This window comes from Microbacterium sp. NPDC003461 (assembly GCF_053588335.1).
This window is the reverse complement of sequence record NZ_JBSFPT010000046.1, coordinates 1-13,253: the sequence shown is the minus strand read 5'-3', so window position 1 is coordinate 13,253 and position 13,253 is coordinate 1. Positions and strand designations below refer to the sequence as shown.

General features: G+C 73.2%; 13 protein-coding genes. 7 read left to right on the top strand and 6 right to left on the bottom strand.

Annotated elements, in window-relative coordinates:
• Positions 1–288 precede the first annotated feature (288 nt).
• From ACWDR7_RS12655 to ACWDR7_RS12640, 4 genes are read right to left on the bottom strand one after another with little or no spacing between them, the layout of a single operon-like run.
• Complete coding sequence (locus ACWDR7_RS12655) at positions 289–489, bottom strand: hypothetical protein (protein ID WP_449855255.1); 201 nt, start codon at positions 487–489, stop codon at positions 289–291.
• 57 nt (positions 490–546) lie between these two features.
• A complete protein-coding gene (locus ACWDR7_RS12650; protein WP_449855254.1) occupies positions 547–993 on the bottom strand; it encodes a hypothetical protein in 447 nt (148 codons plus the stop codon).
• Between the two features lie 46 nt (positions 994–1,039).
• On the bottom strand, positions 1,040–1,714 hold the full coding sequence (locus ACWDR7_RS12645) for a LuxR C-terminal-related transcriptional regulator (protein WP_449855253.1): 675 nt from the start codon (positions 1,712–1,714) through the stop codon (positions 1,040–1,042).
• Complete coding sequence (locus tag ACWDR7_RS12640) at positions 1,707–2,897, bottom strand: ATP-binding protein (RefSeq protein WP_449855252.1); 1,191 nt, start codon at positions 2,895–2,897, stop codon at positions 1,707–1,709. Before ACWDR7_RS12640 ends, ACWDR7_RS12645 begins: the two co-directional genes overlap by 8 nt.
• A gap of 136 nt (positions 2,898–3,033) precedes the next feature.
• On the opposite strand from ACWDR7_RS12640, the gene ACWDR7_RS12635 reads away from it, so the two are divergent.
• Complete coding sequence (locus tag ACWDR7_RS12635) at positions 3,034–4,443, top strand: PspC domain-containing protein (RefSeq protein ID WP_449855251.1); 1,410 nt, start codon at positions 3,034–3,036, stop codon at positions 4,441–4,443.
• Position 4,444: 1 nt separating this feature from the next.
• On the top strand, positions 4,445–4,720 hold the full coding sequence (locus tag ACWDR7_RS12630; protein WP_449855250.1) for a hypothetical protein: 276 nt from the start codon (positions 4,445–4,447) through the stop codon (positions 4,718–4,720).
• 44 nt (positions 4,721–4,764) lie between these two features.
• Here the strand turns inward: ACWDR7_RS12630 and fabG are convergent, their stop codons facing one another.
• Positions 4,765–5,526: a 3-oxoacyl-ACP reductase FabG gene (fabG, locus tag ACWDR7_RS12625; RefSeq protein ID WP_449855249.1), complete on the bottom strand. Its 762-nt coding sequence runs from the start codon at positions 5,524–5,526 to the stop codon at positions 4,765–4,767.
• The gene (gene kduI, locus ACWDR7_RS12620) at positions 5,523–6,341 is read right to left on the bottom strand and encodes a 5-dehydro-4-deoxy-D-glucuronate isomerase (protein ID WP_449855248.1); all 819 of its coding nucleotides are present in this window, start codon (positions 6,339–6,341) and stop codon (positions 5,523–5,525) included. The genes fabG and kduI overlap by 4 nt, the downstream gene beginning before the upstream one ends.
• A 131-nt stretch (positions 6,342–6,472) precedes the next feature.
• On the opposite strand from kduI, the gene ACWDR7_RS12615 reads away from it, so the two are divergent.
• The 5 genes from ACWDR7_RS12615 to ACWDR7_RS12595 all read left to right on the top strand — a co-directional run.
• Positions 6,473–7,786, top strand: a complete 1,314-nt coding sequence (locus ACWDR7_RS12615; protein ID WP_449855247.1) for an ABC transporter substrate-binding protein — start codon at positions 6,473–6,475, stop codon at positions 7,784–7,786.
• Positions 7,783–8,703: a carbohydrate ABC transporter permease gene (locus tag ACWDR7_RS12610; RefSeq protein ID WP_449855246.1), complete on the top strand. Its 921-nt coding sequence runs from the start codon at positions 7,783–7,785 to the stop codon at positions 8,701–8,703. Before ACWDR7_RS12615 ends, ACWDR7_RS12610 begins: the two co-directional genes overlap by 4 nt.
• Entirely contained in the window at positions 8,700–9,584 is an 885-nt protein-coding gene (locus tag ACWDR7_RS12605; protein WP_449855245.1) for a carbohydrate ABC transporter permease, read from the top strand. Before ACWDR7_RS12610 ends, ACWDR7_RS12605 begins: the two co-directional genes overlap by 4 nt.
• Before the next feature lie 31 nt (positions 9,585–9,615).
• Positions 9,616–12,384 (top strand): hypothetical protein, encoded by a 2,769-nt coding sequence (locus ACWDR7_RS12600; protein ID WP_449855244.1) that lies wholly within the window; start codon positions 9,616–9,618, stop codon positions 12,382–12,384.
• The coding region (locus ACWDR7_RS12595; protein WP_449855243.1) for a glycoside hydrolase family 88 protein at positions 12,374–13,253 on the top strand (880 nt) is incomplete at its 3' end. The genes ACWDR7_RS12600 and ACWDR7_RS12595, both read left to right, overlap by 11 nt.

Sequence of the window (13,253 nt, the reverse complement as noted above, 5' to 3'; positions counted from 1 at the left end):
CACCCAAGGCACCCGCCCCGCCGCCTGAGCTACGCGGACCTCTTGCGTGAGGCAAGCGTCAACCGCTCCCGGACCTATTGACATGAGGCAAGACGGCGGCCGCAAGCCGCGGGGCTGAAGCGAAACCGCACCCATCAGGGAGTTGCTGTGGTCGCTTCATCTTCGTTCGCTGTCGCTCACTTCGTTCAGCAACCGTGGGGTTTCACCGTTCGGTTGAACTCATCGGTTGCTGAACGGAGGCGCGCAGCGCCGGAGATGAAGCGACCACCGCAAGCCGCCGGATCGGGCTCAGGGGCCGGAGATGCGGGTCCAGGCCGTGCGGCCGAGGGCGCGGTGGGTCGCCTCGGTCGAGGTGGGGTCGGCGTGCTCGCCGGCCCGTCGGGTGTCGTCTCGGGGTGCGTCCTTCGCGCGGCGGCCCTGCACGATCCGCCAGGCGATCGCCCAGCCGAACAGGGCCAGCAGGGCGAGGCCGCCGAGCATTTGCATCATGGGGCCGATCCTAGCCACACGGCGGCGGATCGGGAACGCCCGGTCCCGCCCAGGGCGTCAGGAGTGCGTGAGCTCGGCGGCGCCGAACGGGAACGGGTAGAACCACGTGCCCGGGCGGGGCCATCCCTCGATCGGATAGAAGGCGATCCACAGCCCGATCGCGACGAACGACACGACGACGATCGCGAGGATGAGCCGCAGGCGCCGCGTGAGCATGCGGGCCGCGTCGTGCGCATCGACGGCGCGGCGGTCCACCGCGCGGAACGCGCCGATGGCGATCAAGGCGATGGCCAGATACACGAACGGGCTCGGCCCGATCTCGATCTGGATGCACGTCTCCTCGGGTTCCGTGAAGCACTCGCCCTTGCTGCCGACCGCCAGGAACGAGTACAGCAGCGCCGCGGCGAGCGCGCGGATGAGGAACGAGCGGAACATCAGCAGCACCGGGCGCGCCTGCTCCAGGCGCGCATCGTGCGGCGCCGGGGCCTCGCGGGTCTCGCTCACCCCCGTACTCTGGCAGGCGCTACCGCTTGGCGGCAAGCCGGCCCGGTCAGAGCAGGCGGCGGGCGGAGGCCCACGCGGTGAGCTCGTGGCGGGACGACAGCTGCAGCTTGCGGAGCACGGCCGAGACGTGCGACTCCACCGTCTTGATGGAGATGAACAGCTCGCCGGCGACCTCCTTGTACGCGTAGCCGCGGGCGATGAGGCGCATGACCTCCTGCTCGCGGGCCGAGAGCCGGTCGAGCTCGTCGTCGGCCTGCGCCGTCTCGCCCGCCGCGGCGCCGAACGCGTCGATGACGAAGCCCGCCAGGCGCGGCGAGAAGACCGCATCGCCCTCGGCGACCGTGCGCGCCGCGCGCGACACCTCCTGGCCGGACGCGCCCTTCGTGATATAGCCGCGGGCGCCCGCGCGGATGACCCGCACGACGTCCTCGGCGGCGTCCGAGACCGACAGCGCGAGGAAGCGCGTGGCGGGCGAGAGCGGCGCCGCGCGGCGCAGCACCTCCTCGCCGCCGGTGCGCTCGCCCTCGTCGCGCGACTCGGCCGTAAGTGGCAGGTGCACGTCCAGCAGCACCACGTCGGGGCGGGTCTCGGCGATCACCGCCACCGCCGCGGCGGCATCGGCCGCCTCGCCCACGACGCGCAGGTCGGCGGCGAGATCGTGGCGCAGGCCGGAGCGGAAGATCGAGTGGTCGTCGACGATGACCACGCGCAGCTCAGCCACGCCCGCCGCCCGCGGGGTAGCGGATGTGCACCTGCGTGCCCGCGCCGCCGGCGCCCGGGCCGACCGTCGCCGAGCCGCCGATCCGGCGCATGCGGCCGAGGATCGACTCGCGCACGCCCAGCCGGTCGGGCGGCACGTCGTCGAGCGAGAACCCCGGACCGCGGTCGCGCACGTACACGTCGACCGCGCCGTCCGATCCCTCGATGTACACCGACACCTCGCCGCCGGCGTGGCGGGCGGCGTTCAGCATGGCCTCGCGCGCCGCGGCGGCGACCTCGCCGCTGGCCCGCTCCGTGGAGGCGCCGGCCGAGACGACCGTCATGACGACCTCGTAGTCGAGCTCGAGGGCCGAGCCGTAGTCGCGCAGGTCGGTGGCGAGGTCGCTGTCGGCGGGCAGATCGCCGTCGTACAGCCAGGCCCGCAGCTCGCGCTCCTGGGCGCGGGCGAGGCGGCCGGCCTCGCTCGAGGCGCCCGCGCGGTTCTGGATGAGCGCGAGCGTCTGCAGCACCGAGTCGTGCAGGTGCGCGGCCATCTCGGCGCGGTGCTCGGCGCGGATGCTCGCCACGCGCGCCGCCTGCAGCTCGCGCAGGCGGGCGATGAACGTCGAGGCCCACACGGCGGCGATCGCCGCGAGGAGTGCGAGCGAACCCAGCAGCGCCCCGGTCGTGAGCAGCTGCGCGAAGGTGAGCGTCGCGAGCAGCAGCAGTGCGAGCACGGCGGTGGCGAGGGAGCGGACGAGAAGGTCGTGCCGCATGCCCCGCGCCGGGTCGTCGCGATCGATCCACGCCGACCAGAGCCCCGCGAAGGTCGCGGCGGCCGCGGCGGGCACGAGGGCGAACGGAGTCGTCCCGTCGACGTATCCCCAGGTCGTCAGCGCCGACATGGCGCGCACGACCGGCAGCGTCAGCACCATCGCCAGCCCGAGTGCGATCCATGCCACCGGTGCCTCGCGCCGCACGCGCTCGGCGGGCCGAGCGACGGGCGTGAACGCCCACAGCCACGCGTACAGCAGCACCCCGGCGCCGAAGGCCACGGTCAGCAGGACGAACACGGCGCGCGTGGGGCCGACGCGCCAGCCGAGGTGGTCGGCCAGGCCGCCGGCCACGCCGGAGACGACGGCGTCGTTGCGCCGCACGAGGGGCGGCACGGCGACGGCGGGCAGCGGGGCGGCGAGCGCGGTCACGCCGACTCCTCGGTGCGCGGGATCGGTGGCATGCCCCTAGCGAACCACACGGATCGGCGCGGCGGCGGGCGGTTCAGGGACGGATCAGGGGTGTCCCTCATAGCCGCTCGGCGCGACCGGCGGGGAGGATCGACTCATGACCTCCGCAACGCCCTCGCCGCCCGTCGCCGACGTGCCGGATCCCGCCCCGCGCCCCGAGGCGGCGCCGTGGAGCTGGATCCGCGACCTCGGACTCGTGCGCACCGACGGCTGGGCAGGCGGCGTGTGCGCGGCGATCGCGCAGCGCATCGGCGTCGACCCGATCATCGTTCGCGGCGTCTTCGCCGTCGCCACCGCGCTGGGGCTGCCCGGCCTATGGGTGTACGCCGCGTGCTGGGCGCTCCTGCCCGACGCGCAGGGGCGGATCGCGCTGCAGCTGCGGGCCGGATCCGCTCCGGCGCTGCTGGGCGCCCTCGCGACGGCCGCCCTCGCGCTGCTCGGATCGGCCGCCGGCGTGGTGCTCACCACGCTGGCGCTCGGGTGGGGCCCCGGCCCCGCTGCCCTCTTCCTCGGCCTGGCCGCCCTCGTCATCGGGCTGGCGGTCATCGTCTGGCTGGCGCGGCGGGCCGCGCCGCACACGATCGTCCCCGCATCCGGGGATGCCGGCGGGCCGTCGGACCCCGCCGAGCGCGACGGGGCGGCTTCGGGCGCCGCCCCGTCGCCTCCACTCGCCGAGCCGATCGCGCCGGAGCCCTCGGGCGACATGGCGGCCTGGCGCGCGCAGTACGACGCGTGGCGCGCGCAGCACGAGGCGTGGCGCCGCGGCCAGGCCGACGCCGAGCGCGCCGCGCGCGAGGAGGAGCGGGCGCGCCGCCGCGAGCAGGCGCGCGCCTTCCGCGCCGAGGCCGCCCGCGCGCGCGCCGAGCGCCGAGCCGCCAAGCCGCGCGTATCGGCGGCGTTCGTCGCCGTCGCGGCGGGCCTGGTGCTCGTCGCGGCCGTCGGCGCCTGGATCGGCTTCCAGACTCTCGCTCCCGACGCGGCGGTCCCGGCGGCCGTCCTTGCGGCGGCTGCCGTGCTCGCGCTGGCGATGATCGTGGCGGGCGCACTGCGCCGGCGCAGCGGCCTTCTCGCCCTCGCGGCGGTGGTGCTGCTCGCCGTCGGGGGCACCGCCACGGCGGCGCGCACCTTCGGCAACGTGCTGCCGTCCTCCGCGGACGTCTACGTGGTGCCGGGCACGCACGAGTTCGTGCAGCCGTTCGGGTACCTGAGCGTCAGTATGTGGGCAAATGCGGGCCGCGCGGACGGTGTGATGGAGGTCCGCAAGCGCGATGGCGTGACGATGATCAGCGTCGGCCACGACGCCGACACACGCATCGAGATCGCGCCCGGGTTCGAGGGCACCGTGCGGCTCACCGACCGCGCGCAGCCGAGCGGGCGCGAGGTCGCGCCGCGCACGAACGGCACGTGGCTGTTCGCCTACGACGGCGGCCCCGGCGCCCCCGAGCGCGTGCTGCGCCTGGACCAGCAGGACGGCATCATCGACATCTACCGCACCTACGAGGACTGACATGACCGAGAACATCGACACGCGCACGACTCCCGCCATCCGGTGGGCGGCGATCGTGTGGGGCGCCCTCCTCGCCGCCGTCGCGGTCGCCGGCATCGCGATCCTCGCGGCGCCCGAGCTGGCGCTGGCGCTCAACGAATCGGTCAGCGCGCTGCTCCTGCAGGCCGAGGTCGGCTGGATCCTCGCGCTCGTCCTCATGGCGCTGGGCATCGCGATCGCGATCGGCGGCCTCGTCCTCGCCCTGCGCCGCTCCGCGAAGGTTCCCTCCGCGACCTGAGGCGCCGCCACCGGGGGAGGCCGGCGGCGGCGCGACGACCGTCGTCAGCGGGCGAGCCAGCCGCCGTCCACGACGAGCACGTGGCCGTTGACGTAGGCGGCGTCCGGCCCGGCGAGGAAGGCGACCGCGCCGGCGATGTCGCTCGGCTCGCCCCAGCGCCCCGCGGGGATGCGCTCCCGGATCTCGCGCTCCCGCTTGCCGTCGGCCCGCAGCGCGGCGGTGTTGTCGGTGGCGATGTAGCCAGGCGCGACGCAGTTGACGGTCACCCCCGCGGCCGACCACTCGTTCGCGAGCGTCTTCGTCATGCCGACGACGGCGTGCTTGCTCGCCGCGTACGAGACGACGTTGATGCCGCCCTGGAACGACAGCAGCGACGCGATCGTCACGATGCGGCCGTCGCCGCGCTCGACCATGCCGCGGCCGAGCGCCTGCGTGAGGGTCCACACCGCGTCGAGGTTGACGTCGAGCACCCGCCGCCAGCCCTCTCGGGAGTGGTCGACGGCGGGCTCGCGGTGGATGATCCCCGCGTTGTTCACGAGGATGTCCACGCGTTCGCCCGCGGCGAGCTCGTCGGCGACCCGGCGCGTCTCGTCGGGGTCCGACAGGTCGCAGCGGACCGTGCCGACGGCGTGGCCCTCGGCCCGCAGCGACTCCGCGCCGGCCTCGACCGAGGCCCGCCCCAGGAGCACCACCTCGGCCCCGCGCTCGGCGAGCAGCCGCGCGCACGCGAAGCCGATGCCGGCGCCGCCGCCCGTCACGACGGCGCGGCGGCCGGCCAGCGGGCGGGCCGCGTCGACGGCGCTCACCGGAGATCCTTCGGCTCGACGGCCTCGACGTCGCTGTAGTCGACGTTCTCGCCCGCCATCGCCCACACGAACGAGTACGCGCCGGTGGCGACGCCCGTGTGGATCGACCACGGCGGCGACACCACGGCATCGCGGTCGTGGAGCATGAGGTGGCGCGTCGCGCCCGGCTCGCCCATCAGATGCACGAGCACGTTGTCGCCGAGCCCGTCGTACAGGTAGATCTCCGTGCGCCGCGCGTGCAGGTGGGACGGCATCGTGTTCCACACCGATCCGGCGGCCAGCGTCGTGATGCCGAGCACGAGCTGGTTCGAGGCGATGCCGTCCGCGTGGATGTACTTGCGGATGGTGCGCTCGTTCGCCTGCTCCGCCGATCCGAGGTGCAGCGCCTCGACGTGGTCGCGCGCCGCGAGGGCAGCGGTGCCGGCGCGGTGGGCGGGCGCCGAGACGAGGTAGAGGGTGCCGTCGCCGCGGAACGCGACCCGGCGCGTGCCCATCGGCAGGTAGAGCACGTCGTGCCCGCCCATCGAGAAACTCTCGTCGTCGGCCGTCACCTCCACGGATCCGTCCAGGCACACGACGCCCAGCTCGCGCCGTTCGAGGAAGTGCTCCGCGCGCAGCGCGTCCGGCGCCTCGAGCGCCACCTCCTCGCCCTGCACGCGCACGCCGCCGATGAGCAGGCGGTCATCGTGCGCGTACGCGAAGGACAGCTCTCCGGGGCGGAAGAGGTCGCGCACGACGAAGCGGTCGCGCAGGTCCTGCTCGTCCAGGAATCCGAGGTCGTTCGGATGCGTGCTCCACAGCTCTGTGAAGGTCATATCAGGCGTCTCTCCCTGCCGGTAATTCCGCCACGCGGAAAACGGTTCCTATCTACGGGAATTCTATTGATTATGGTGGGACATGTCATCGACCAGTTCTCGAAGACCGAGAACCCGATCAAGGAGGATCCGTGGCACGGAAACGAATGCGGGCGCTGCCGGCGCTCGCGCTGGCGTCGGTCGCCGCCATTGCGGTCGGCTGCGCGCCGGGGCAGCTCGAGGGTGAGGGGGACGAGCCTCAGGACGTGCAGACGCTCGCGCCCGAGGACTTCGCCGGCCTCACGCTCGAGTACATGTACTTCACCGACGGGCCGGACGAGGAGGGCACCCGCCAGCTCATCGCCGAGTTCGAGGAGGAGTACGACGTCACCGTCGAGCTCGAGATCCTGCCGTACGCGGACCTCGTCACCTCGACCCTGAACCGCCTCTCGGGCGGCAACCCGCCCGACGTGGTGCGCCTCACGGGCCTGACCGACTTCCGCGACGACCTGCTCGTGCTCGACCCGTACCTCGGCGAGGACTACCGCGAGCAGTTCCTGCCGGGCCCGACGAGCGCCGTCCTCAACGACGACGACGAGATGATCGCCGTGCCGAGCGACCTGACGATGAACGGCCCGTTCATCAACGTCGACCTGTTCGAGCAGGCCGGCGTGGAGGTCCCGACCGAGTGGACGTGGGACGAGATGCTCTCGGCGGCCCAGGAGGTCAAGGAGGCCACGGGCGTGCCCTACGCCTTCGCGATGGACAAGTCGGGCCACCGCCTCTCCACCATCCTGAGCGAGTACGGCACCTACCTGCTGGACGACGACGGTAACGCGCTCGACATGGACAGGGCGGAGGCCGCGCTGCAGCCGATCGTCGAGATGATGGCGAGCGGCGACATGCCGGCAGACTTCTGGCTGGGATCGGGATCGCGCTACCAGGGCGCCAACGAGATCTTCCTCGCGGGCGAGACGCCGATCTACCTCTCCGGCAACTGGCAGGTCGCCCAGTTCGTCGAGAACGCCCAGTTCGACTGGACCGTCGTGCCCAACCCGTGCGAGACCGAGTGCGGCGGGTTCCCCGGCGGCAAGTTCATGGCGGCGTTCGAGCAGTCGGAGAACCCCGCCCTCGCGGCCGAGTTCATCCGCTTCATGAACGACGCCGAGCAGCAGGAGACGTTCGTGACGGTGGGCGGGCAGCTGCCGACCCGCGTCGACCTCTCCGAGAGCGGCGTCACCTACCCGGACGAGGCCGCCCAGGAGGCGATGGACGTCTTCCTCGCCGACCTCGTCGACACGCCCGAGGAGGGCTTCGAGTCCAACGGGCACCCGGCGTTCAGCGCGTCGGCGACCGCGCTCGTCGACGAGCTCTCGACCGTCGTGGCCGGCCAGAAGGACCTGCGCACCGCGCTGACCGACCTGAGCGCCGAGATCGACGCGCTCGTGGAGGAAACCACGTCGTGACCACCGCCGCACTGGTCACCTCCCGGCCGCCGCGCACGCGGCGGCCGGGAGGGTGGGGCATCCGCATCGCCCCATACCTGTTCCTCATCCCGAACATGGCGATCTTCGCCATCTTCACGATCTACCCGGCGCTCAACGGCTTCAACATGTCGCTGTACTCGTCGAGCAACGGGCGCACGTTCCGCTGGGAGGGCCTCGGCAACTACGAGCAGATCCTCAGCTCGGCCGAGTTCTGGACCGTGGCGCGCAACACGGCGGTGTTCGCGGTGGCCTACGTGCTGCTGGCGACCGCCGCCGCGATCGCGATCGCCGTGCTCGTCAACGCGCAGGGGCGCGGCAAGACGTTCTTCCGCGCCGTCTTCTTCATCCCCGTGCTCGTCTCGCCCGTGGTCGTCGGCCTCATCTGGAACTGGATGCTCGAGCGCGAGAACGGCCTCGTGAACACCGCGCTCGGCGCGATCGGCGTGCCCGGAGTGCCGTGGCTCGTCGACGGCTTCTGGGCCATGGTCGCCGTCGTGCTCGTGGGCGTGTGGATGCAGGTCGGCTTCTACATGCTGATCCTGCTCGCCGGCCTGCAGTCCATCGATCCCGCCCTGTACGAGGCGGCGAAGATGGACGGCGCCACCAGCTGGGACCAGTTCCGCGTGATCACGCTGCCGCTGCTGCAGCCGAGCATCGTCGTCGTGGTCGTGCTCGCCACGATCCACGGCTTCCAGTCCTTCGACTTCATCTGGACCCTCACGGGCGGCGGGCCGGTCGGCGCGACCATGCTCATGGTCCAGTACATCTACGAGAACGGCTTCCAGTCGCCGATCCGGTTCGGCATCGCGACCGCGGGCGGCGTGCTGCTGTTCCTCGTCGTGTTCGCGCTGACGATCGTCAACTGGATCGTGAGCCGCAGGAGGGAAGCGGTATGAGCGAGACGCGTCTCATCACCACCGGCACGGGGCCCAAGCGCACCTGGACATCGATCAGCCGCAAGCCGGTGAGGCTCTCGGACGCCCTGCGGGTGGTCGTGCTCACCGCGGGCGCGCTGGCCTGCCTCATCCCGCTGCTGTGGATGTTCCTCGGCTCGTTCAAGACGCCCACGGAGCTCGCGCAGCGGCCGCCGGCGCTGCTGCCGGAGTCGTGGGGGCTCGGCAACTACACCGAGGCGCTCAGCCGCTTCAACTTCGTGCAGTACCTCGGCAACAGCGTGATCGTCACGATCGCGGCCACCGTGCTGACGCTCGCCATCAACTCGATGGCGGCCTACGCGCTGGCGAAGTACAACTTCCGCGGCAAGAACCTGCTGTTCCTGCTCACGCTCGCGACGATCATGATCCCGCTGCAGGTGATCCTCATCCCCGTCTACCAGGTGGTGGCCTCGCTGGGCCTCGTGAACACCCTGTGGGGCATGATCATCCCGGCGGCCGCCACGCCGACGGGCGTGTTCCTGCTGCGCCAGTACATGCTCTCCATCCCGGACGAGCTGATCGAGGCCGCCCGCGTGGACGGATCGGGGGAGTTCCGCACCTTCGTGCAGATCGTGCTGCCCCTGTGCACGCCCGCGCTGGCCGTCGTGGCGATCTTCTCCGTCATGTGGCGCTGGAGCGACTTCCTGTGGCCCCTCGTCGTGGCGCAGAGCGAGGGCGTGTACACCCTCCCGGTCGCGCTGGCCCGCTTCAACGCCGAGCTGACGGTGCCCTTCAACCTCATCCTCGCGATGGGCGTCGTCTCCACCATCCCGGTGCTGATCATCTTCCTCATCTTCCAGAGGCAGATCGCCACCGGCATCGCCAACACCGGCATCAAGTGATCCCCTCCCACCGCTCCACCCTCGAGGACCTATGACATCCCTTCCCGCCCGCACCGGCCGCACGGTGCACGTCACCGACGCCGACGGCACCGTCCGCGACTGGCTCGTGTCGCCCGCCTGGGCGCTGCCGTGCGACGACCTCGCCGACTTCCTCCCCTCCGACGGCTCGCCGTGGCGCGACGAGCGCTTCTCGGACGGCCTGCCGTCCGCGGACGAGGGGCGCTGGGTGCTCACGCAGGGCCCCGACGTGGGGCCGCTGAAGGAGCGCATCCTGGCGGCGCACGCGATCGACACCGATCAGCCGCTGCCCGCGATCGGCGAGGGCCTGCCCATCGCCTGGCGGTCGTTCGGTGCCACGCACGAGGGCGCGTGGCGCCGCGTGCGGACCGGATGGGACGGGCTGCTCGACTGGTCGGCGTTCTGCTTCACGCCCGAGTACCGCGCCGCGATCGCCGCAACGGTGCTCGAGGTCGACCAGGCGGAGTGGCGCACGCTCGAGCTGCACACGACGGGGCCGTTCGTGCTGTGGGTCGACGGCGAGGTCGTGTTGCGGGGCGGCACGGTGTCGTACATGGAGCCCGAGGTGCACAGCGTGCGCGTGCGCCTGCACTCGCGCGCCACGACCGTGCACCTGGCCACGTGGCAGGTCGCGTTCCGCGAGGTGAGGCACGTGGCGCGCCTGCGCGTGGTCGGGCTCCCGGTGCGCGTCGTGATCCCCTCCGAGGGCGCCGACGAGACGGCGGCGCGGCTGGCCGAGACGGTGCTGTCGCGCGTCGCGTCGACGAGCTGGGCGCAGGAGGGCGACGAGGGCGTGCTGAGCGCGCCCCCGGGCGTGGCACTGCGGGTGCGCGTGGGCGACGGCGCCTGGCAGCGGGTGACGACCGACGCCGACGGGCACGCGCGGTACTCCCTGGTGGGCGCCGAGGAGGAGGAGGACGAGGGCGCGGACGTCGCGCGCTCGGCCGGCGCCTCGATGCTCAGCACGGGCGAGTCCATCGTCGAGGTGGGGCTGGACGACAACCGCTGCCCGCAGACGGTGCGGCTGCGCGTGGCGCACCTGCCGCGCGACAGCCGCGAGGCCAGCTCGGGGACGCCCGAGCAGTGGCGCCGCGAGGTGCTCACCCACGTGAGCGGCGGCGGCGACGACGTCCGCGAGGCGGGCGTGGCGGGCGCGCTCGCGCGCCACGCGCTCGACCCGGCCACGCGCGTGACGGCGGCCGACCTCGCCTCCGCGCGCCACCGCGTCGTCACGCGCGGGGACTGCGCCGACTTCGAGGTCATCGCGCTGCTGTTCGCGTGGCACTGGATCCCCGCCGAGGCGTGGGACGGCCACCTGCGCGCGCAGGTGCGGGCCGAGCTGACGGGCATGAAGTACTGGATCACCCAGCCCGGCCTCGACGCCATGTGCTATTTCACCGAGAACCACCAGTTCGTGTGGCACACGGCGCAGACGCTCGCGGGCGAGGCGTTCCCGGACGACGTCTTCCCGGTCGACGGCCGGACCGGCGCCGAGCACGCCCGCGAGGGCAGGGCGCGCGCGGCGGCGTGGATCGCGCGCAAGCTCGAGGGCGGCTTCAGCGAGTTCGACTCGAACGCGTATCTCGCGATCGACTCGTACGCGCTGGCCGCGCTCATCGAGCTCGGCGCGGATGCCGCGCTGGCCTCGGCGGCGCGCACGCTGCTCGACAAGGTGCTCGTCACGCTCACGAGCAACTCGTGGCGCGGGGTGCACGGCGCGGCGCACGGCCGCTCGTACGTGCACACGCTGCGCAGCAGCCGGTACGAGGAGACCTCGCCGCTGCTGCGGCTGATCGGCGGCGTCGGCACGCTCAACGACGCCGTGCTGCCCGTCACGGCGCTCGCGCTCGCGCGCCGCTACGAGGTGCCCGCCGTCGTGCGGGAGCTCGCCGCCCGCGAGCCGGAGGAATGGGACGGGCGGCAGGTGTACCGCGGTGCGCTGGCGTTCGAGCGCGACCTGCTGGATCGCCCGTACCGCGCGGACCTGCGCGTCTTCCGCACCCCGGACGTCATGCTCGCGAGCGTGCAGGACTACCGCTCGGGGCTGCCGGGCCTGCAGGAGCACCTGTGGGGCGCGACGCTCGGCCGCGAGCTGCAGGTCTTCGTCACGCATCCCGCCAACGCCGACACCGGCTCGGCGGCGCGTCCGAACGGGTGGGCGGGGCACCGGGTGCTCGGCCGCGTGCACCAGCACCGCGAGGCGCTCGTGCACGTGCAGCGCTTCACGACCACCGATCCGCGCCCGCAGACCCACCTGTGGTTCCCCGTCGCGCAGTTCGACGAGGTGCTCGTGGGCGACGAGTGGCTCTTCGGCCGGCGCGGCGACGGGTACGTCGCGGTCGCGACCGAGGGCGGCGTGCGGGTGATGTCGCACGGCGACACGGCGGAGCAGGAGTGGCTGCCGATGGCGGGCGGCTCGGCGTGGGTCGCCGTGGTCGGGCGCGCCGCGAAGGACGGGCCGTTCGAGGAGTGGGCGTCGCGCCTGGAGGACGGCGAGCTCGTGTGGAACCCCGAGGGCGACCACGACCCGGGCGTCAGCTGGCGCCGCGTCGACGCGCCGGCGCTCGAGCTGACCTTCGACGGCCCCTTCCTCGTCGACGACGCGCCCGCCGGCTTCGCCGGCGGCGTGCCGGAGACCGAGCCGCACCTCGACAATCCGGCCGTGACCCTCGGCTTCGGGCAGGACAGGGCGACGGTGTCGTGGGGCGGCGCCGAGCTGGAGCTCGACATCGCCGGCGCCCTCGCCGCCACGCGGGAGGTGATCGCGCGCGATGGCCGGTGAAGACCTCTCCTCCGCCGAGCTCGCGGCCGCGCCGCGGACGCCGCTGACCCCGGCCGCGTTCCTCGCCTCGCGGGAGGGCATCGAGGACGCCCTCCAGCGCGAGACCGCGGCGTGGGGCATGACCCGCTGGTTCTGGGGCGAGGGCGTGTGCCTGCTCGCCGCGCTCCGGCTCGCCGACGCCCGCGGGGAGCGGGCGCCGGAGTGGGTGCGCTCCTTCATGGATCCGTACCTCGCCGCGCCTCCCGTCCTCGAGCACGTCAACAACCTCGCGCCCGGCGCGGCGCTCGCGGAGCTGCACGCGCGTGATCCGCGGCCCGAGACGGCGGCGCTGCTGGAGGCCTGCCTGACCTGGTACGAGCGGGCGCCCGAGGCCACCCGCGCTCCCAACGGCGCCCTCGAGCACTGGCCGGGCGGCGTGTGGGCGGACACGGTGTACATGGCGGGCCAGTTCCTGTTGCGCGCCGGCCGCGCGCTGGCGCGGCCCGAGCTCGTGAGCGAGGCCGAGGAGCAGTGGCTGCGTCACGCCGATCTGCTGCAGCACCCGGACAGCGCCCTGCTCGTGCACGGCACGAATCAGGGCGTGCGGATCGACTGCCACTGGGGCCGCGCCAACGCGTGGTTCGCGCTGGCGGGCGCCGACCTGCTCGCCGCGACGGGCAGCGCCGCCGTGGCCGAGCGTCTCGTGCCGCTGCTCGAGGCGGTCGCCGCCCTGCAGCCGGATCACGGGGTGTGGGATGTGCTCGTCGACTCGCCCGTCGAGGTGCGCGGCATCCTCGAGACGTCCGCCGCCGCAGGGCTCGGCGCCGCGCTGCTGCGCGCCGCGGCGGCGCTCGGGGCCGGGCGGCGGGGGGCCGTGCGCCCCGCCCGGC